Consider the following 17,895-nt stretch of genomic DNA (forward strand, 5'->3'; position numbering starts at 1 on the left):
GCAGGCGCTGCTCCGTCGACCACGTCACCGACCCGGACTGCCCGGCCCGTCCGCGATCCGGTAGCCGACCGTGGGGACGGTGGTGATGACCGGCGGATCGCCGAGTTTGCGGCGGAGTCGGCCGACGGTGACGGCGACCGTGTTGGTGAACGGGTCGGCGTGTTCGTCCCAGACCTGTTCGAGCAGGGCTTCCGCGCTCAGGAACGCGGGGCTGGCCTGGAGCAGTGCCACCAGGACCTCGAACTCCTTGACCGAGAGGTCCAGTCGGCGCCCGTCGCGGGTCGCGCTGCGCCGGACCGGGTCGAGTTCGATGTCGGCGGCGCGCAGCAACCGGGCCTTCGCATAGGGGCGGCGGCGCGCCAACCCACGGAGCCGCAGCACGAGTTCGGGGAAGTGGAACGGCTTGACGAGGTAGTCGTCCGCGCCCAGGCCCAGGCCGCCGACGCGGTCGGCAGCGGAGTCCGCGGCAGTCAGCATCAGCACCATCGGCCGCTCGTCCCGCTCGGTGATCATCTGGCACAGGGTGTCGCCATGCAGGCCCGGCAGGTCCCGGTCCAGGACCACCACGTCGTAGCCGTTGACGTCCAGCTTGGCCGCCGCCTCCAAGCCGTCATGGGCGACGTCGACAGCCATCCCCTGGTCACGCAGGCCCTCGACGACGATCTCCGCCAGCGCGCGGGCGTCCTCCACCACAAGCACCCTCATGGCGCGTCCGCCTCCTCGACCTTGGCCTCCACCTCGACCTCGACCTCGACCTCGACCTCGACCTCGGCGGGCAGGGTGACGACGACGCGAAGACCGCCGCCGACCCGTGCCGTGAGCTCCAGTCGGCCGTCGTGCGCCGCGGCGACGGCCGCGACGATCGCCAGCCCCAGCCCCGATCCGGTGGTGTCCGTTCGCCCCGGCCCCGCTCGCCGGAACGGGCGGGTGAGTTCCGCCACCTGATCCTCCGTCAGTATGGAACCACCGTTCTCGACGACGAGTTCGACCTCGGTCCCCGCCTCACTGACGGCGACGCGGACCCAACCGCCCGGCTCGTTGTGGACGACCGCGTTGTCGACCAGGTTCTCCACCAACCGCCGCAGCAGCGTCCGGTTTCCGCGCACCAGAGCGCCGGGCGCGGCATCCAGCACCTGATCGACGGAGAGTCCCCGCGCGGCCAGCGCCTCCTCGGTAAGGTCGTTCAGCGGGACGGACCCCGGCTCCGGCAGGTCGTGCTGGGCGCGGGCCAGGGTCAGCAGCCCGTCCAACAGCCGGTCGACCTGGTCGAGTTCGGTCCGCACCCGGCCCGCCAGGACGCGGGTCTGCTCCGGCAGCGGGCCGGGCTTGGCCAGCGTGACGTCCACCGCCGCACGCAGGGTGGCCAGCGGGGTGCGCAGTTCGTGCGAGGCGTCGGCCACGAAACGCCGCTGTGCGGCAAAGGAGTTCTCCAGGCGGGAGAGCAACTCGTCGACGGTGTCGCCCAGGTCGCGCAGTTCGTCGTGCGGGCCGTCGACGGCGAGGCGCTCGTGCAGGCTGTCGGCGGAGATCCGTCGGGTGGCGGCGGTCATGGCGCTCAGCGGGCGCAGCACCCGACCGGCGGCGTACCAGCCGAGCAGCAGCGAAAGCAGACCCATCACCAGCAGTCCGACCGCCGAGCCGAGCAGCAACTGCTCGTTCTGCCGGGCCTGCGCCTGCGCGAGCTGGTGCTGAAGGCTCGCGATCCGTGCCAGCGCCGCAGCCGACGCGCCGTACAACGCGCCACCGGAGCCGGGCCCCGGCCCGACGTCGACGGAACCGCCCGCGAAGGCGGCGACCACGGCCAGCGTCGCGGCTCCGGAGGCCAGGAACAGCCCTGCGTACAGGTAGGTGAACCGCCAACGCACGCTGCGGCGACGCGGCCCACGCCCGGACACTCCCTCGTCCCTCACCAGCGCTCCTCACTCGTTCACGGTCACGGTCACGGTCACGGTCACGCCTGATCAGGCTAGGCGAGCCGACCTAACAGCGGCATGACAGCGGCCGTTCCGGCCTTGTCATGCGCGCTCGCGCAGCCTGGCGACACCGAGTACGGACGGACGAGTCGGAGAGGTGACCGATGGACGGCGGGATCGAGATCGAGGGCCTGCGCAAGCGCTTCGGCGCGACCCAGGCGCTGGACGGGATGAGCTTCGTGGTGCGGCCGGGCCGGGTGACCGGCTTCGTCGGGCCGAACGGAGCGGGCAAGTCCACCACGATGCGCGTGGTGCTGGGGCTGGACGCGCCCGACGCGGGCCGCGCGCTGGTCGGCGGGCATCCGTACCGGAGTCTTGCGGAGCCGCTGCGCCGGCTCGGCTCGCTGCTGGACACGGGTGCGCTGCAGCCGAGCCGCACCGCCCGCAACCATCTGCTCTGGCTCGCTCACACACAGGGCCTGCCACAGAGCCGGGTCGACCACGTGCTCGGCCAGGTCGGGCTGGCCGACGCGGCGCGGCGCCGGGCGGGTGGCTTCTCCCTGGGGATGCGGCAGCGGCTCGGAATCGCGGCCGCGCTGCTCGGCGATCCACCCACGCTGATGCTGGACGAGCCCTTCAACGGCCTGGATCCGGAGGGCATCCGGTGGATCCGCGCGCTGCTCGTCTCGCTGGCCGCAGAAGGTCGCGCCGTGCTGGTGTCCAGCCATCTGATGAGTGAACTCGAAGGCGTCGCCGACCGCCTGGTCGTGGTCGGTCGAGGGCGTGTCGTCGCCGACACCGGCGTGCGCGAGCTGCTGGACGGCGTCGCCGCGGGCCGGGTGATCCTGCGGACCACCTCCCCGACGGCGGCTGCGACGGTCCTCGCCCGGGCCGGGGCCACCGTGCGGCCGTCCGGGCCGGACGCGCTGACCGTCACGGGTGTCAGCGGCGAGGCGATCGTCTCCCTGCTCGCCGGCAACGGTGTCTCCTTCGCCGAACTGTCGGCGCACCGGGTCACCTTGGAGGAGGCCTACCTCGAACTGACCAGGGAGGCCGTGCAGTTCCGCGCCTCGTCCGACCCGGAGGCCGGGCGATGAGGACGACGAGGGAGGTCAGGAAGATGAGGCCGATGAGGTCGATGAGAACGCTCCATGCGGAGTGGACCAAGTTCCGCACCGTGCGCGGCTGGGTGCTCGGCTGCGTCGGCGCGGCGCTGGCCACGGTGCTGTTCGTGCTGATCGGCACGGTCTCGTCGAACCAGCACCCGGGCGGCGCCGCCGCGCTCCCGGTCGGACCGGGCGGGGAGGCGGTCGACGACAGCTACTCCTTCGTCCACCGCACGCTGACCGGCGACGGTTCGCTCACCGTGCAGGTCACCGCACTCACCGGCGTGCTCAGCGACCCGAACGGCGGCCCTGGTCGCACGTCACCGGGCGTCACGCCGTGGGCCAAGGCGGGGATCATCGTCACGCCGAGCCTCACGCCGGGCTCCTCGTACGTGGCGGTGACGGCGACCGGCGCCCACGGCGTCCGGATGCAGGACGACTATGTCCACGACCGCGCCGCCGACCTGACAGGTGTTCCGTCCCCGGCCACACCGCAGTGGCTGCGGCTGGTCCGGGCCGGGCGAAACGTGACTGGCTACGACTCGACGGAAGGCACCCACTGGACCGAGATCGGCACCGCCTCGGTCCCGGGGGGCGCCGTCCAGGCGGGGCTCTTCGTCACCTCCCCCGCCGCCGTGCAGACGGACGGAGGCGGCGGCAGTTCCCCCGCCACGGCAACGGGCACCTTCGGTCGGCCCGCGCTCACGGGAGCGTGGCAGGGCGGCTGGGCCTACGCGCAGGTCGGCCAGGACGCGGGCGCCTCCGGCAGCTACGTGCCCGGAACGACCGGGGGCTACCGCGCGAACGGGGACGGGGCCGGGGTCGGCTTCAGCATCACCGGCGCGGGCGACATCGCGCCGGTCGTCGGCGGACCGGCCGGTGGTCCGGCGTTCACCGTCGAGACGTTCCTGGTCGGTACCTTCGTCGGTCTGATCGTGCTCGGCGTGCTGGCCGCGCAGTTCGCAGCCGCCGAGTACCGACGCGGACTGCTCGGCCTCACTCTGGCCGCCACCCCGAAGCGAGGCCGGGTGCTGGGTGCGAAGGCCGTCCTGGTCGCTGCGGTCGCCTTCGTGGTCGGCGCAGGTGCGGCCGCAGTGACCCTGCCGTTGGGCGAAGCACGCGCTCACGCCGTGCACTTCGCGGTCCTGACGGTGCCGGCGGCGGAGCAGCTGCGAGCCGTACTCGGGACCGGCCTGCTGCTGGCTGCGGCAGCGGTCCTGGCGCTGTCGCTCGGCGTGCTGCTGCGCCGCAGTGCCACGGCGATCACGGCCCTGGTCGCGGTGACCGTCCTGCCCTACCTGCTGGCGCTCGGCGGCATGCTGCCGACCGGTCCGGCCCAGTGGCTGCTCCGCCTCACCCCGGCGGCCGGCTTCGCGGTCCAGCAGGCCCTGCCGCGCTACGAGCAGGTGCTCTCCGTCTACACCCCGGCCAACGGCTACTTTCCGCTGCCGCCCTGGGGTGGGTTCGCGGTACTCGCCGGGTGGGCACTCGCCGCCCTGGCCGCCGCGGCGTTCGTGCTGCGCCGGAGGGACGCATGAACACCGTCGTGCTGGGGCGTGCCTGCCGCGCGGAGTGGACCAAGTTGCGGACGGAGACGGGCTTCCAGTGGCTGCTGGTCGGCCTGGTCGCGGTCACGGTGGCCGTGGGCGCGGCGAGCTGTGACGGGGCACGGAGCGTCGGAGACCCCGCACGGCTCGCGCTCAGCGGGGTGACAGCGGGTCAAGCGGTGGCCGTGGTCCTGGCGGTGCTGAGCGTGAGCGGCGAGTACGGCAGCGGGCTGATCCAGCTGACGCTGTCCGCGGTGCCCGCGCGGACGACGGTTCTGGCCGCGAAGGCGGCGGTGCTGAGTGCGACCGTCGCGGTGACGGGCGGCGTCGCGGTCCTCGGGTCGCTGCTCCTCGGCCACCTACTGCTGGCGGGCGGACCTGCCCTCACCGACGGGTCCTCGCTGCGGGCTGCCCTCGGGTCCGTCCTCTACCTGGTCCTGGTCACGCTGTTGGCGCTGGGCGTCGGCTTCGCGGTCCGGGACGGCGGGGTGGCGTCGGGCACGGTGCTGGCGCTGCTGTACCTCTTTCCGCTGCTCACCCACGTCGTGACGGATCCCTGGCTGCAACGGCAGTTGGCCCGCGTCGGCCCGATGCCCGCCGGGCTGGCCGTGCAGGCGACGACCGGCCTCGACAGGCTGCCGATCGGTCCGTGGACGGGGCTGGGCGTGCTGGCGCTCTGGACCGGCGCCGCGCTGCTGCTCGGCGGTGCGGTCCTGCGGCGGCGCGGCGCCTGAGACGCACGTCGTGGCCCGCAGAACCCACTGCGGGCCACCACGCTGCGACAGGCAGGAATTCACGTTCGTCAGTTCCCATTCTCGCGCCGTTCCCGATCGGCACCAGCGTGGCGGCTTCCTCTGTACACCCGCAGTTCAGCCGGCCGTCAACCGCGTTCAGGCCGTGTCCGGCGGGCGGATGGCACCCTCCGTCGGGCCGGAGCAGCAGCAGTCGTGACAACACCGACCGGCCGAGTGCGAGTTGATCACCGGTCGGGCCGCCTGACATGCTCAGACCTGTGACGGTTTCACCTGCCTCGTCTTCCTCGTCTGTCTCATCCACCTCTACCTGGTCCACCTCTACCTGGACCCGTCGGCGTCTGCTGGGCGGCGCGGTCAGCCTCGCCGCCCTGGGATCGTTCGCCACCGCGTGCGGTGGCAACTCCTCCTCGCCATCGGGTGACGCGGCGAGCGCATCCACCGCGCCGTCCGCGAGCCCGTCCCTCCCCGTCGGCAGCTCCGTGGACGCAGAGCTGATCGCCCGTCGCTATCCGGGGCTCAAGCCCTTCGCGCCGGCTCCTCCGCCGCCCGCCGTCAAACCGATCACGCTCAGCCTGGCGCACCCGCAGGTCTTCTCCCGGGTGCCGATCACCGAGAAGGTCGTCTTCGTCACCATCGACGACGGCCTGGAGAAGGACCCGGCGTTCATCCAGATGGTCAAGGACTTCCAGGTCCCGCTGACCGTCAGCCTCGCCGACACGCTCATCAAGGACGACTACCGGTACTTCGCCCAGCTGCACGCGACCGGGTTCGTGTCGATCCAGAACCACACGCTCACCCACCCCCTGGACATGCCACGCCTCTCCGCCGAACGGCAGTTGGCGGAGATCGCCGGGCAGCAGGAGAAGCTGCGCAAGGAGTACGGCGTGGCGCCGTACCTGTTCCGGCCGCCGGGCGGCAACTACGACACCGCGACCGTCACGGCGGCCAGGCAGGCGGGCCTGCGGGGCATGATGCTGTGGAAGGAGTCGATGGAGATCCACGACATGCAGTACCAGGACCCCGCCCACCGGCTCCACCCCGGCGACATCATCCTCTGCCACTTCCGCGGACCGGCCCAGCTCAAGGGCGAGACCATGGTCCAGATGATGGCCAACCTGTACCGGCACATCCAGGCCCAGGGCTTCACCGTCGCCGACGTCACCGACTACGTCTGACCCGTCTGACCGGATAACTGACGGCACGTCCGATTGCCGGGCCGGACCAACCGCTCGCGCAGGCGTAGCATGCTGCCGACGACGGGCATGATCGACTCGACGGCGGACCGGCGGATCAGGAGTTGGCGCACGATGACGCACAGTCAGGATTGGATGCGGGCAACCGCACCGGAGACCGCGCCCGCGCCGTCGCTGCGTCCGGAGGTGCCGCACTCCGCGCGCATCTACGACTTCTTTCTCGGTGGCAAGGACAACTTCCCCGCCGACCGGGCGGCCGCGGTGGAGATCGCCCGGGTGTGGCCCAGCCTGCCCGTGTCCATGCGCGCCAACCGGCAGTTCATGCGGCGCGCCATCCACCGACTGGCCGCCGAGCACGGCGTCCGCCAGTTCCTCGACCTGGGCACCGGGCTGCCGACCGAGCCGAACGCCCATCAGGTCGCCCAAGCCGTGCACCCGGACGCCCGAGTGGTGTACGTGGACAACGACCCGCTCGTGCTCGTGCACGCCCGGGCCCTGCTCACCGGCACCCGCGAGGGCCGGATCAGCTACATCGACGCCGACCTGCACGACACCGAGGCGATCCTCGCCTCGCCGCAGCTGCACCGGATCCTGGACCTGACGCAGCCGGTGGCGGTCAGCCTCTTCGCCATCCTGCAGTTCGTCACCGACGAGGACGCCGCCCGCGCCATCATCCGGCACCTGGTCGCCCCGCTCGCCTCCGGCAGCTTCCTGGCGCTGTCCACGGTCACCGCGGACAGCAACCCGAAGGAGGTCGAGGAGGGCCTCGCGGTCTACGCCGCGCGCGGCATCCCGGAGCGCGCCCGCACCAGGGACGAGGTAGCGGCGCTCCTGACCTCCGCCGGTCTTGAGGTCCTCGACCCCGGCGTGCAGCTGGTGCACCGCTGGCACCCGGACGAGGAGTCCGCCGCTCTGCTCGACGCACACGTCCAGATGCACGGCGCGATCGCCCGCAAGCCGTAACGGCCCAGAAGTCCCCCGAAGTCCCGGCCCTCGCGCCAGGAACCGGCGAGTCAGACCAGCAGACCGATGCCGGTCGCCAGCATCACCAACGCCGTTGCGGCGTGGACGCCGTACGCGATGGCCTTCGGCCCACCGCTGCGCAGCACGACCACCGCGTCTCCGGCGGGTATCGCGGCGAACACCAGCATGTACCAACCCAGCACTGACGTGGTCGAGACGAGCATCAACACGAATACGAACACCCCGGGCACGATCTCGCGCAGACCCTTCACGCGCAGCCAGGGCCAGAAGGCGGGGTCGTCGGCCGGTGCGTCGGGAATGCCGAAGCCGGCGGCGGTCCGCGGCCTGGTGACGGCATTCCCGCCCATGAGGATGAGGGCCGCGCCGATCAGGCCGGCGAGGACAGTGGCACTGGTGGTGAGCATGGGCTGTCCTGTCCGTTGAGGGAATCATTTTTGACGAATCGGTTGTCAAGGGACAAGAACGATCCGGCCGCGGACGCCGCCCTTGGCCATCGCCTGGTAGGCACCGGCTGCTTCGTCGAGCGGCACGACCGCGTGGACGCGAGCCGGGAGTTCCCCCGTGGCCACCCGTGCGAGCAATCCGGCGAGCAGCGCACCGTCGGGATGGGCGAACACGACCTCGACGGCGATGCCGCGCTCCTCGGGAAGTCGCGCGGCCGGCTGCACGCCGACGAAGCGGCCACCGTCGCGCACCGCCCGTAGGGCCTGCTCCTGCAGGGCTCCGGCGTCGGCAACGGCATCCCAGTCCCGCTCCTGCCCGAGATCGGTGGCGAAGTCGACGCCGAGACCCCGGACGAACGGCTCGTCGGCCGCTCGGGCCAGCCCGGTCACCCGCCAGCCGCGGTCCTGGGCGAGCACGGCGACGTGCGCGCCCACGGCGCAAGTGGCCTGGCGTGTCCGGCGGTTGATCCCGCGCGCCCTCGACCTGTCCCAGCTCTTGCCGCCTGACAGCGCATTCGCTTTCATGTTCATGACCAAGTGAACATGAGTGAGCAGAAAGGAGCCTGATCCATGCGCACCTTACGCATCCGCGCGGCACGCGCCGCGCTCGGAGCCGCGCTCGCGCTGACCGGGGCCCTGGCGGGCGGCGGTGCCGCGCAGGCGTCGACCACGGCGACCTCCGGCGACGGCGCGGCGCTCGCGGTCACCCCGCCGATGGGCTGGAACGACTGGGCCCACTACCAGTGCGGGGTCAGCGAGGCGGTCGTCAAGGCCAACGCCCAGGCCCTGGTCAGCTCGGGCCTGGCCGCCAAGGGCTACAACACGGTCACCGTGGACGACTGCTGGCTGGCCTCCAGCCGGGACGCCAACGGCAACCTGGTCGCCAACCCGACCCTCTTCCCGGACGGCATGGCCGCGCTCGGCAGCTACCTGCACGGCCTCGGCCTCAAGTTCGGGATCTACGAGGACGCGGGCTACCAGACCTGCGGCGGCTACCCGGGCAGCGGCGTCCCCAACGGCGGCGGGGCCGACCACTTCGCCCAGGACGCGAAGCTCTTCGCCTCCTGGGGCGTCGACTACCTCAAGCTGGACGGCTGCAACCTCTACCAGGCCAAGGGCCAGACCCAACTCCAGGCCTACCAGGGCGCGTACGCGGCGGAGAACGCCGCGCTCAAGGCGTCGGGCCGGGACATCGTCTTCTCCGAGTCCGCGCCCGCCTACTTCCAGGGCAGCGCAGAGCGCGGCACCCCGGACTGGTACAGCGTCCTCGGCTGGACCGGCCAGTACGGCCAACTCTGGCGCGAGGGATGGGACATCGCCACGTACGATGCCAGCAACCCGACCGCGGACCGCTTCTACAGCGTCCTCGACAACTACGGCTACGACCGCTGGCTCGGCCGCTATGCCGGGCCCGGCGACTGGAACGACCCGGACTTCCTGATCGCGGGCGACTCCGGGATGACCCCGGACGAGTCCCGCAGCCAGATCGCGCTCTGGGCGATGCTGAGCGCGCCGATGATCCTCTCCTCCGACGTGTCCTCACTGTCCGCGCAGTCGGTCGCCGACCTGGGCAACAGCGACGTCGTCGCGGTGGACCAGGACCCGTTGGGCAAGCAGGGCGCGGTGCTCTCCTCCGACGGGACCACCGACATCCTGGCCAAGCCGCTGGCCAACGGTGACCGCGCGGTGGCCCTGCTCAACCGCGGCGGAACGGCCGAGACGGTCACCACCACGACCGCCGACGTCGGCTTCACCGGCGGCAGTGGCTGCACCTGGTCGGTCAAGGACCTGTGGACCGGCACCAGCACGACCAGCACCGGCGCCCTCACCGCGACCATCCCCTCCCACGGCACGGCGATCCTCCGCGTCAGCCCGGCCTCGGGGTGCGGGGCCACCGTCCCGACGGGGCAGCTCGTGGGCAACGGCAGCAAATGCGTCGACGACTCCGGCAGCGGCACCGCCGACGGCAATCCGGTCATCCTGTACAGCTGCACCGGCAATCCCAACCAGCGCTGGCAGTTGGCCCCCGACGGCGCCGGCAGCTCCGACGTCACCGTTCGCACGCTCGGCAAGTGCCTCTCCGTGCAGAACGGCGGCACCGCCGACGGCACCGCGGTCGTGCTGGCGACCTGCACCGGCGCACCGGGGCAGACCTGGAGCTACCAGCAGAACGGCAACCTGGTCGACACCCACTCCGGCCTCTGCCTCGACGTCAACGGCGGTGGCACCGCCGACGCGACCCCGCTCGACGCCTGGCCCTGCGGCAGCAACCAGCTCAACCAGATCTGGTCCCTGCCGGTCTGACCCACCTCGCGCGCGAACCCCGAGGTCGGTGACCGGCCGTAGTCAATACAATCACGGGACCGTCGGCTTTCCGGGGCCGCACTCTGCCGCAACGCAGGGTGCGGCCCCGGAAGGCCAGTTCACCAACTTGTGGGGTTGCACCAATGCTGACGATGCAGGAAGCTCTGCTCGCCCTCAACACGTACTGGTCGAAGCAGGGGTGTCTGGTCGCCCAGCCGATGAACAGCGAGGTCGGCGCCGGAACGCTCAACCCAGCCACCTTCCTTCGGGTCCAGGGCCCGGAGCCGTGGCGGGTCGCCTACGTCGAGCCCAGCGTGCGCCCCGACGACTCGCGCTACGGCGAGAACCCCAACCGCCTGCAGACGCACACGCAGTTCCAGGTGATCCTCAAGCCCGAGCCGGGCAACGCGCAGGAGCTCTACCTGGGCAGCCTCAAGGCGCTCGGCATCGACATCGAGGCGCACGACGTCCGCTTCGTCGAGGACAACTGGGCCTCGCCCGCGCTCGGCGCCTGGGGGCTCGGCTGGGAGGTGTGGCTGGACGGCCTGGAGATCACCCAGTTCACCTACTTCCAACAGGCCGGCGGCCTGACGCTGGACCCGGTGTCGGTGGAGATCACCTACGGCCTGGAGCGCATCCTGATGGCCCTTCAGGGGGTCAGCCACTTCAAGGACATCGTCTACGCGCCCGGCGTCACCTACGGCGAGGTCTTCGGCCAGGCCGAGTACGAGATGAGCCGGTACTACCTCGACGACGCCGACGTGGACACCAACCGCGAGCTCTTCGAGGCCTACGCCCGCGAGGCCCGTCGCCTGCTCGACCTGCGGCTGCCGGTCCCGGCCTACTCCTACGTGCTCAAGTGCTCGCACTCCTTCAACGTGCTCGACGCCCGCGGCGCCATCTCCACCACCGAGCGCGCGCGTTCCTTCGCCCGGATGCGCGGCCTCGCCCACGAGGTGGCGCAGCTGTGGGCCGAGCGCCGCGCCGAGCTGGGCCACCCGCTGGGCACCGGAGCGGGCGCGGCCGACGCCGCCACCCAGGACACCGCCGAGCCCGTTCCCGCCCCCGGCACGGACGGACGACGGACGCTCGCCTTCGAGATCGGCTTCGAGGAGCTGCCGCCCGCCGAGGCCGACCGCGTCGTCGACCAGGTACGGGAGGCCATTGAGACCGGGCTCGGCGCGACCCGGCTCGGCCACGGCACCCTGCACGTCGCGGCCACCCCGCGCCGCGTGGTGGTGACCTTGGAGGGCGTCGAGGCCACCGAGCCCGACCACGAGCAGTCCGTGCGCGGCCCGCGCGTCTCCGCCGCCTACGACGCCGAGGGCGCGCCCACGCCCGCGCTGCTGGGCTTCGCCCGCAGCCAGGACGCGGACCCGGCCGAGCTGACCCGCGCCGAGTTCGGCGGACGCGAGCACGTCGTGCTGACCCGCCCGGTCCGCGGCCGGTCGGCCGAGGAGGTGCTCGCGCAGGTCCTGCCCGCCGTCGTCTCCGGCCTGCGTGCGGAGAAGAACATGCGCTGGAACGCCTCCGGCCTGTCCTTCAGCCGCCCGATCCGGTGGATCCTGGCCCTGCTCGGCGACGAGGTCGTGCCCTTCGAGGTGTCCGGCCTCGCCGCAGGCCGCACCACCCGCGTCCACCGCACCGCCGAGCAGCCGGTCATCGAGGTCCCCGCGGCCGACGGCTATCTGGAGCTGCTCGCCCGCCACGGCATCGTCGCCGACACCGCTGCCCGCCGCGCGGCGATCGGGGCCGCCGCGACGCGCCTGGCCGCCGAGGTCGGCGGCGTGGTGGACCTCGACGCCAACCGCGCGCTGGTGGACGAGATCGCCAACCTGGTCGAGTACCCGACCCCGATCCTCGGCACCTTCGACCGCAAGTACCTGGAACTGCCGGACCAGATCCTCACCACGGTCATGCGCAAGCACCAGCGCTACCTGCCCGTCCTCGACGCCGAGGGCAAGCTGCTGCCGTACTTCGTGACGGTCGCCAACGGCGCCTGCGACCAGGACGTGGTGCGGCGCGGCAACGAGGCCGTGCTGCGGGCGCGTTACGAGGACGCCGCGTTCTTCTGGCGCGCCGACCTGGACACCCCGCTCGCGTCGATGCAGGAGCGGCTCGAACTGCTCACCTTCGAGGACAAGTTGGGCTCTATGGCCGACCGGGCGCAGCGGATCGCGTCCACGGCCACCGAGTTCGCCTCGCAGCTGCCCATCGGGGCCCGCGACCTGATCACCCTGGAGAAGGCCGCCGGGCTGGTGAAGTTCGACCTCGGCTCGCAGATGGTCACCGAACTCTCCAGCCTGGCCGGGGTCATGGCCGAGGTCTACGCCCGGCAGGCGGGCCAGCCCGAGGAGGTCGCCCAGGCGCTCTTCGAGACGGAGCTGCCCCGCCACTCCGCCGACCGGCTGCCGGAGTCGACAGCGGGCGCACTGCTGGCCCTGGCCGACCGCGCCGACCTGCTCGCCGGCCTGCTGCCCCTGGGCGGCGCGCCGACCGGCGGTTCCGACCCCTTCGGCCTGCGCCGGGCCGCACTCGGCGTGGTCAACATCCTGCGCGCCCACCCGGCGCTCTCGCCGTTGACGGTCTCCGGCATGCTGCGGATCGCCGCCGAGCGGCAGCCGCTGGACGTCACCGCCGAAAGCCTTGACGAGGCCCAGCAGTTCGTCGTCCGCCGGTTCGAGCAGCAGCTGCTGGAGGCCGGACACGCCGTCCAGGACGTCCGCGCGGTCCTGCCGCAGGCGGACCGTCCGGTGCGGGCCGCCGGGCGACTCGCGGAACTCGAAGCAGCCCACGGCACCGCGCCGTTGGCGCTGGCGACCGCCGCGGTCCAGCGCGTGCTGCGCATCGTCCCGACCGGAACGGAGCCCACGCCCGACCCCGCGCTGTTCTCCGCCGGGCCCGAGCACGACCTGCACCAGATCGTCCTCAAGCTGCGCACCATCCTGGGCGACCAGCCCGACCTGGCGGCGTTCCTCCAGCAGAGCAGCCCGCTGGTGGAGGCGGTCGACGCCTTCTTCGACGGCGTCATGGTGATGGACCAGGACCTCACCATCCGCGCCAACCGCCTCGCCCTCCTGGCCACCGTCCAGCAACTCGTCAGCCCCGTCCTCGCCTGGACCGAGCTCAAGTGACGCGCGGCCGTTAGCGCCGATGCCGTTCCGTCCTCTCCGCGCGGACGGGACGGCAACAGGCGCCACGGTGAGAGCACTACCGTGTCTGCCATGTGGACGGACGACTGGCTGACCGACACCCGCACCTCCTACGACACCGTTGCAACGGACTACGCGGACCTGATGCGCGACTCCCTCACCCAGGGCCGCTACGTCCGCGCCGCCCTGGCACTGTTCGCCGACAGCGTGCGGGCGGCAGGCGACGGGCCGGTGGCGGACGTCGGCTGCGGCCCCGGGCACGTCACCGCCCACCTGCACGGCCTCGGTCTCGACGCCTTCGGCATCGACCTCTCCCCCGGCATGGTCGACGTCGCCCGGCGCGACCACCCCGGCCTGCGGTTCGACGTGGGCTCGATGACGGAACTCGACCTCGCCGAGGCCTCGTTGGCCGGCCTGCTGGCCTGGCAGTCACTGATCCACATCCCCGACGACCAGGTGCCGGTCGTCCTCGGGCAGTTCCGTCGGGCGCTACGTCCGGGCGCGCCACTCCAGCTCCTCTTCCACATCGGCGACGGCGCGCGGACGAAGACCGAGGGCTACGGCGGCCATCCGATGCGGGTCCAGGTCCATCGCCGTCAGCCGGAGCAGGTGACGGCCTGGCTGCGCGAGGCCGGTTTCGCGGTCGAGGCTCAGCTGGTGCTGGGGCCGGGCGAACAGTCGTCGCAGGCGGTTCTCTTCGCACGGCGTAGTTGAGGGGATGCCGGGCGCAGTTCCATCGTCGGAACAGACGATGCGTCAGTTCGTGGCCGTACGTGGTTCATAGGGTCCTCCAACGCTGGCCGGAGAGCCGCCCGACCCCCGGATCCGCGTGCGAGACTCCGGCTCTCTCGATCCGTTGGGGTGGCAGTGAGCGGAGAAAAGGCCCTTCTACCGAGCCCGGTCCAGAGCCCGTGCGCGAGCCCGAGCCCGGTCGACGGCGCGCCGGACGAGGCTGGCGTGCGCGAACTGCTGGTCCTCACCGGGCCGTGGCTTCCGGTCACCTCGTTCCTCGCCAGACTGCCGGCGGCCCTCGCCCCGACCGGCACGCTCATCATGATCACGGCCGGCTCGGGCATCGGGAACGCGAGTCTGGCGGCCGGGCTCCTCTGGGTGGGTCAGGCCGTCGGCGGCCCGCTCATCGGCCGGATCGCCGACCGCCGGGGCCATCGGGGCACCCTCGTCACGGCGTCCCTGGTCAACGCCGTGGCCACGGCCGCCCTGGTGGCCGCCGTGACCACCGGGCGGTCGCTCGCCGTCGAGGCGCTCTGTTCCCTGGCGGCCGGGCTGACCGTCCCTCAGATCGGGCCTCTCTCCCGGGTCCGCTGGGTCGCGCTGGTCGCAGGGCTCCCCGGCGAACGTCAACTCGTGGCCCGCGCCCTGTCGTTGGACACCCTGTTGGACGAACTCGGCTTCATGGTCGGCCCCGCGCTGGCAGGCGTGCTCGCCGTCGGCACCCATCCCGCCGCCGGCGTGGCCCTCGCCGCGCTGCTGACAGCCGTGGCCGGAACGGCCTTCGCGCGGCATCGGTCCGCGCCCGGCCCGTGCGCGCGCTCCGGGAGCGGCAGCGGACCGCGTCTCCTCTCGACGCCCCTGGTCGTGCTGCTGGCCCTGGCGCTGCTCCAGGGGATGGTCTGGGGTGCCGCCAACGCCGGGGTGAACGCCCTCGCCAGGACACTGGACGATCCGGGGATGGCCGGACTCGTCTGGAGCAGCATGGCGGTGACCAGCAGTGTCGCCGGTCTGGTGGTGACACTCCGCCGGAGCGCGGTCCGGCTCACCTCGCTGCTGCGCGTCGCGGTCGTGGGCCAGGCGGTGCTGGCCCTGCCGCTCCTCTCCGTGCACGGGCTCCCGGCGGCGGCCCTCGCCGTGGCGGCGGTGGGGGTGGCCGTCGCACCCCATCTGATCGCTATCTTCGGGCTCGCCGAGACCGTGGCACCGGCCCACCGGATGGGCGAAGCGATGACCCTGCTCGGCAGCGGTCTCATCGTCGGCCAGGGGACCGCCGCCGTGGCGGCCGGACGACTCGCCGCGACCCACGGATACCCGGCGGCCCTCGGCACCGCCTGGGCCGCCTCCGTCGTCGCCGCGGTCGTCGCCCTGCTTCTCGTGCGCCGGGCACGCTTCGATCCGCCCGCCACACCGGGACCGGCTGCGGTGGCGAAGGGCTCGGACACCGTGGTTTCATCGCCATGAGCCCTGGCCCGCTCCATCCGGCCCGCCGAGCAGCATGCGCAGGAGACGTGGCGACGTGACCAGATCCCCCCAGGAGGCCGGAGCGTCCGGTCCCGGGCTGGACGAGGCAGTGCTCGGTGCGCTCTTCACCCAGTCCCCGGTGGGGCTCCAGGTCTACGATCCACGGCTGCGCTTGCTCCGGGCCCACACCACGACACGGTTCCGCAGCGACCTCCCGGTCGAGGAACTGCTGGGCCTCCCGATGGCGGAGGTGCTGAACGCCTTCCACGTCGAGGACGTGGAGGACCTGATCGCGGGCTGCCGGGAGGTGCTCGCCACGGGCACTCCGGTGCGGGAGCGTCGGGTGCGGCTGCACGACCCGAACCCGGCGGCGCCGGTCCGGGTGGCCTCGGTGTCCAGCTTCCGGCTGCAGAACGCCGACGGCACCGTGCTCGGCGTCGCCGCCGCGATCGTCGACATCACCGAGCGCGTGCGCGCCGAGGAGCGGCTGGAGCTGCTGGACCTGGCCGCCAACACCGTCGGCACCACCCTGGACCTCTTCCGGACCGCCGAACAGCTCGGCGACGTCGTGGTCCCGCAGCTCGCCGACACCTTCTCGGTGCACGTCTTCGACGCGGTGCTGCGCGGCGAGGCGCCCCCGTCGGACACGGACCTGCCGACGCTCCCCCTCCGCCGCGCCGTCTTCCGCCGCGCCGACACCCGGGCGCAGCAGGCGCCCAGGACCACGGTCACCCGCAAGGACGAGGTCGGCGAGTACCTGGCCGGCAGCCCGTTCCACCGGGCGCTGACGGAGCTGCAGCCGCTGCTGATCGACCGTCTGGACCCCGACTCGCAGCCGTGGCTGGACCCGGACCGGAGCCGGCGCGACGAGCTGCTGCTCGCCTCCGGCGCGCACTCGATGATGGTGGTGCCGCTGCTGGCCCGTGGCGTGGTGCTCGGTCTGGCGTCCTTCTACCGCTGGCGCAGCCCCGCGCCGTACGACCACGACGATCTGACGCTGGCCGAGCAGCTCACCTCGCGGACGGCGTTGTCCATGGACAACGCCCGCCTCTACAGCCGGGAGCGGTGGGTCGCGGGCGTCGTCCAGCACACCGCCAGGGACACGGGGACCTACTCCCAGTCCGCCGTCGAGGCCGCGCAGGCCTACCGCCCGGCCGGTGCCGCGGACGTCTGGTTCGACGTGCTGCCGCTCTCCGGCGCTCGAGTCGCCCTGGTCGCCGGGGAGGCCCTCGCGCCGACCGCCAACGCGGCCGCGGCCCTGGGCGAGCTCCGCGCGGCGGTCGCGGCCCTGTCCGAGCTGGACCTGCCACCGGACGAGCTGCTGACGCGGCTTCAGGACATCGTCAGCCGCAACACCCGCGGCGGCGGCCCCGCCGATGCGGGAGCGGATGCGGGAGCGGATGCGGGAGCGGATGCGGGAGCGGATCCGGGCCGGCCCGTCCCGGCCGCCTGCCTGTACGCGGTCTACAACCCGGTCAGCCGGCGCCTGCGCGCGGCGAGCGCCGGCTATCCGGCCCCGGTGGTCGTCACCCCGGACGGAGCGGAGCTGCTCGACGTCGACCCCGGCCCGGCGCTGGGCCAGGGGGTCGGCGACTACGCCGTCGCCGGTCGCACGCTCCCGGAAGGCAGCCTGGTCGTCCTGCGGAACGGCGCGCTCGCTCCCCTCGACCGGCGCGACGGGATTAGCGGCGGGATTGGCGGCGTTGACGGGAATGACGCGAACACCGCCTCGGCCTACGCCGACCTGCTCGGCCCGGCGCTCGCCGACACACAGCTCCCGCTGCGCGACCTGTGCGTGACCGTCCTCGACGCCCTCGCCCCGCATTCCCCGCACGAAACGCGCCAGGACGCGGCCGTCCTGATCGCGCGGCCCCGCGCACTCGGGCCGGACCGTGCCGTCACCTGGGAGCTGCCGAACAGCTCCGAGTCGGTGGGGCAGGCACGCGCGCTGGCGACGGCGCAGCTGACTGACTGGGGTCTGACCGAGCTGGTCGACGACGTGGCCCTGGTCGTCAGCGAGCTGGTCACCAACGCCGTCCGGCACGCAGACGGTCCCGTCCTGCTGCGGCTGATCCGCGACCGCGCGCTGATCTGCGAGGTCAGCGACGACAGCAGCACCGCGCCGCACCTCCGCCGCGCCCTGGACACCGACGAGGGCGGACGTGGCCTGTTCATCACCGCCCAGCTCTCCGAACGCTGGGGCGTCCGCCCGGCCCTGCGGGGCAAGGCGATCTGGGCGGAGCTGCCCCTGCCCGCGCCGCCCTTGGGGTGAGTTCGCGGCCGGGCCCTCTCCCGGCTTTCCCGC

Annotated in this window: 14 protein-coding genes; 10 read left to right on the top strand and 4 right to left on the bottom strand. The window is 72.6% G+C overall.

Features of this window, described 5'->3' with window-relative positions:
- Positions 1-24: 24 nt before the first annotated feature.
- A complete protein-coding gene (locus tag ABH940_RS07145; protein WP_370104785.1) occupies positions 25-705 on the bottom strand; it encodes a response regulator transcription factor in 681 nt (226 codons plus the stop codon).
- Positions 702-1,910: a sensor histidine kinase gene (locus tag ABH940_RS07150; protein ID WP_370104786.1), complete on the bottom strand. Its 1,209-nt coding sequence runs from the start codon at positions 1,908-1,910 to the stop codon at positions 702-704. Before ABH940_RS07150 ends, ABH940_RS07145 begins: the two co-directional genes overlap by 4 nt.
- Before the next feature lie 167 nt (positions 1,911-2,077).
- Here ABH940_RS07150 and ABH940_RS07155 point away from each other — a divergent pair, with 167 nt between their 5' ends.
- The 5 genes from ABH940_RS07155 (at position 2,078) to ABH940_RS07175 (ending at position 7,477) form a co-directional block, all read left to right on the top strand.
- Positions 2,078-3,010, top strand: a complete 933-nt coding sequence (locus ABH940_RS07155) for an ATP-binding cassette domain-containing protein (protein WP_370104788.1) — start codon at positions 2,078-2,080, stop codon at positions 3,008-3,010.
- A gap of 32 nt (positions 3,011-3,042) precedes the next feature.
- The gene (locus tag ABH940_RS07160; RefSeq protein WP_370104790.1) at positions 3,043-4,557 is read left to right on the top strand and encodes a hypothetical protein; all 1,515 of its coding nucleotides are present in this window, start codon (positions 3,043-3,045) and stop codon (positions 4,555-4,557) included.
- The gene (locus tag ABH940_RS07165) at positions 4,554-5,300 is read left to right on the top strand and encodes an ABC transporter permease (protein ID WP_370104792.1); all 747 of its coding nucleotides are present in this window, start codon (positions 4,554-4,556) and stop codon (positions 5,298-5,300) included. The genes ABH940_RS07160 and ABH940_RS07165 overlap by 4 nt, the downstream gene beginning before the upstream one ends.
- Before the next feature lie 278 nt (positions 5,301-5,578).
- Positions 5,579-6,496 (top strand): polysaccharide deacetylase family protein, encoded by a 918-nt coding sequence (locus tag ABH940_RS07170; RefSeq protein WP_370069189.1) that lies wholly within the window; start codon positions 5,579-5,581, stop codon positions 6,494-6,496.
- Between the two features lie 132 nt (positions 6,497-6,628).
- Positions 6,629-7,477, top strand: a complete 849-nt coding sequence (locus ABH940_RS07175) for an SAM-dependent methyltransferase (protein WP_370069187.1) — start codon at positions 6,629-6,631, stop codon at positions 7,475-7,477.
- Between the two features lie 50 nt (positions 7,478-7,527).
- Here ABH940_RS07175 and ABH940_RS07180 read toward each other — a convergent pair whose 3' ends face one another.
- Positions 7,528-7,902 carry a DUF4267 domain-containing protein gene (locus ABH940_RS07180; protein WP_370069185.1) on the bottom strand — a complete coding sequence of 125 codons (375 nt, stop codon included), beginning with the start codon at positions 7,900-7,902 and terminating at the stop codon, positions 7,528-7,530.
- Positions 7,903-7,947: 45 nt separating this feature from the next.
- Positions 7,948-8,376 (bottom strand): zinc-binding dehydrogenase, encoded by a 429-nt coding sequence (locus ABH940_RS07185; RefSeq protein ID WP_370104794.1) that lies wholly within the window; start codon positions 8,374-8,376, stop codon positions 7,948-7,950.
- A 135-nt stretch (positions 8,377-8,511) separates the two neighbouring features.
- Here ABH940_RS07185 and ABH940_RS07190 point away from each other — a divergent pair, with 135 nt between their 5' ends.
- The 5 genes from ABH940_RS07190 (at position 8,512) to ABH940_RS07210 (ending at position 17,862) form a co-directional block, all read left to right on the top strand.
- Positions 8,512-10,245: a ricin-type beta-trefoil lectin domain protein gene (locus ABH940_RS07190; RefSeq protein WP_370069181.1), complete on the top strand. Its 1,734-nt coding sequence runs from the start codon at positions 8,512-8,514 to the stop codon at positions 10,243-10,245.
- Between the two features lie 152 nt (positions 10,246-10,397).
- Positions 10,398-13,379 (top strand): glycine--tRNA ligase, encoded by a 2,982-nt coding sequence (locus ABH940_RS07195; protein WP_370069179.1) that lies wholly within the window; start codon positions 10,398-10,400, stop codon positions 13,377-13,379.
- 90 nt (positions 13,380-13,469) lie between these two features.
- Positions 13,470-14,111 carry a class I SAM-dependent methyltransferase gene (locus tag ABH940_RS07200; RefSeq protein ID WP_370069176.1) on the top strand — a complete coding sequence of 214 codons (642 nt, stop codon included), beginning with the start codon at positions 13,470-13,472 and terminating at the stop codon, positions 14,109-14,111.
- Between the two features lie 243 nt (positions 14,112-14,354).
- On the top strand, positions 14,355-15,590 hold the full coding sequence (locus tag ABH940_RS07205; RefSeq protein ID WP_370104796.1) for an MFS transporter: 1,236 nt from the start codon (positions 14,355-14,357) through the stop codon (positions 15,588-15,590).
- Positions 15,591-15,645: 55 nt separating this feature from the next.
- Entirely contained in the window at positions 15,646-17,862 is a 2,217-nt protein-coding gene (locus ABH940_RS07210) for a SpoIIE family protein phosphatase (RefSeq protein WP_370104798.1), read from the top strand.
- Positions 17,863-17,895 lie beyond the last annotated feature (33 nt).

This window comes from Streptacidiphilus sp. BW17, assembly GCF_041262485.1.
In the GTDB taxonomy this organism is placed as follows: Bacteria; Actinomycetota; Actinomycetes; order Streptomycetales; family Streptomycetaceae; genus Streptacidiphilus.

What these genes read in the sequence shown, in the direction of transcription:
- ABH940_RS07145 (WP_370104785.1), bottom strand. Translation starts at nt 705, where the DNA reads ATGAGGGTGCTTGTGGTGGAGGACGCCCGCGCGCTGGCGGAGATCGTC.
- ABH940_RS07155 (WP_370104788.1), top strand. Translation starts at nt 2,078, where the DNA reads ATGGACGGCGGGATCGAGATCGAGGGCCTGCGCAAGCGCTTCGGCGCG.
- ABH940_RS07160 (WP_370104790.1), top strand. Translation starts at nt 3,043, where the DNA reads ATGAGGTCGATGAGAACGCTCCATGCGGAGTGGACCAAGTTCCGCACC.
- ABH940_RS07165 (WP_370104792.1), top strand. Translation starts at nt 4,554, where the DNA reads ATGAACACCGTCGTGCTGGGGCGTGCCTGCCGCGCGGAGTGGACCAAG.
- ABH940_RS07175 (WP_370069187.1), top strand. Translation starts at nt 6,629, where the DNA reads ATGACGCACAGTCAGGATTGGATGCGGGCAACCGCACCGGAGACCGCG.
- ABH940_RS07180 (WP_370069185.1), bottom strand. Translation starts at nt 7,902, where the DNA reads ATGCTCACCACCAGTGCCACTGTCCTCGCCGGCCTGATCGGCGCGGCC.
- ABH940_RS07190 (WP_370069181.1), top strand. Translation starts at nt 8,512, where the DNA reads ATGCGCACCTTACGCATCCGCGCGGCACGCGCCGCGCTCGGAGCCGCG.
- ABH940_RS07195 (WP_370069179.1), top strand. Translation starts at nt 10,398, where the DNA reads ATGCAGGAAGCTCTGCTCGCCCTCAACACGTACTGGTCGAAGCAGGGG.
- ABH940_RS07200 (WP_370069176.1), top strand. Translation starts at nt 13,470, where the DNA reads ATGTGGACGGACGACTGGCTGACCGACACCCGCACCTCCTACGACACC.